At 67.9% G+C, this 1,878-nt stretch carries 1 protein-coding gene; it reads right to left on the bottom strand.

Annotated features, from left to right (window positions below):
* Positions 1-1,870 (bottom strand): methyl-accepting chemotaxis protein (locus AWJ14_RS12690; RefSeq protein ID WP_425349631.1); only part of this gene is annotated, 1,870 nt, incomplete at its 3' end.
* Positions 1,871-1,878: the final 8 nt, after the last annotated feature.

The following is a 1,878-nucleotide window of genomic DNA, read 5'->3' as shown; positions in this document are numbered from 1 at the left end:
GCCGGACCGGCGGCTCGGCGGGCGCAGCCGGGCGGCCCGCGGCCCCGGCGCTGATGCCGAGCGAGACCGGCCGGTGGCCCGACAGGGTGAACTGGCGCACCAGCCCGTCGAGCGTGGCCGCGCCGGAGGACAGCCGGTGGGTGACGGCGTTGGTCTCTTCGACCATCGCCGCGTTCTGCTGGGTCACCTGGTCCATCTGGTTGACCGCGGCATTGACTTCCGTCAGGCCGCCGGCCTGCTCGCGCGCCGCCTTGGCGATCAGGTCGATCTGGTCGTTGATGTCCACCACATGGCTGGCGATCAGGTTCAGCGCCTCGCCGGTCTGGCGCACCAGCGCCACGCCGGACTTGACCTCTTCCCCGGACTTGCCGATCAGGTCCTTGATGTCCTTGGCGGCCGCGGCGGCGCGCTGGGCCAGTTCCCGGACTTCCTGGGCGACGACGGCAAACCCCTTGCCGGCTTCCCCGGCGCGGGCGGCCTCGACCCCGGCATTGAGGGCGAGCAGATTGGTCTGGAACGAGATCTCGTCGATCACATTGATGATCTTGGAGATCTCGCCGGAGGCATGCTCGATCCGGCCCATGGCGTCGATCGCCTCGGCGACCACTTCGCCGGACTTGTCGGAGGAGGCCTTGGCGTCGCCGACGCGGGCGCTGACCTGGTCGGCGCGCGCCGAGGACTCGCGGACCATGGCGGTGATTTCGTCGAGCGATGCGGAGGTCTGTTCGAGCGAAGCGGCCTGCTGCTCTGTCCTGCGCGCCAGGTCGTCGGTGGCGGCCCTGAGTTCGCCGGTGTCGTCGTTGATCGAGACGATGTTGGTGCTGACTTCCGACAGCGTGCGGCTGAGCTTTTCCACCGAGGCATTGAAATCGGTCCGCAGCCCGTCGAGGCTTTCCATGAACGGCGTGTCGAGACGCACCGACAGATCGCCCTCGGAGAGGCTGTGCAGCCCGCCCGCCAGCGCCTCGACCGCCTGCTGCATCTGCGCGCTTTCCGCAAGCTTCTCGGCCTCGCGCGCGCGGCGCTCCCGTTCGCTCAGGGAGCGGGCATCGTCTGCCTGGCGCTCGAGGGCTTCCTTTTCGATGGCGGCATCGCGAAACACCGAAACCGAGCGGGCCATTTCGCCGATCTCGTCCTTGCGCCTGTCTTCGGCAAGGCTGATCGTGGTGTCGCCCTCGGCCAGCCGGCGCATGCTCTCGACCAGCGAACCGATCGGCCGGGTGAGGCTGCGCGAGAACCAGATGCTCGCCGCCAGCGCCCCGAGCAGAAGCAGCAGCGCCAGGCCGAGAATGGTGTTGCGCATGGTCACCATGCTGGCATTCGCCTCGTCCTTGTCGATCAGCGCGGCCACCGTCCAGCGGGCGCCGTCGAAGGCGACATTGGCCATCGCCGCATAGGCCTGCATGTCGCGGTAGCCCTCGAGGCTGCCCACGGCCACGCCGGTGCCCTCTATGGCGCCCTGAAGGCCGGTGTCGAGCCTGACAGCAAGCGCGTCCATGCCCGGGGTCTTCGCGGAATCGGTGAGCAGGTAGCCATCGCCGTTGACCAGCACCGTTTCGCCGGTCTCGCCCAGGCCCGCGGTATTGGACAGGATGTCGGCGATCCTGCCGCTCGGCATGCGGATGATGATGACGCCGACGATGCCGTCCTGCGCGTTCAGCGCGTGGCCCATGAAGGCCGCGGGCGCGCCGCCTGCAGCCGGATAGGGCGCATAGTCAGCATAGACGGATTTGGCGGCGACATTGCCGTCGACAACTTCGGCGAAGACACGGCCGATGCCGGTGTCCTTCCAGGCGTCGCTGCGCAGATTGCTGGCGTAGTCGTCGTTCTTCTTGACCGAGTAGAGCACGTTGCCGTTGAGATCGACGATGTAGAAAT

It is taken from the genome of Parahoeflea olei (genome assembly GCF_001703635.1).
Taxonomy (GTDB): domain Bacteria; phylum Pseudomonadota; class Alphaproteobacteria; order Rhizobiales; family Rhizobiaceae; genus Hoeflea; species Hoeflea olei.
Note: the sequence above shows the minus strand (reverse complement) of the source record. Positions and strands in the feature narration are given on the sequence as shown.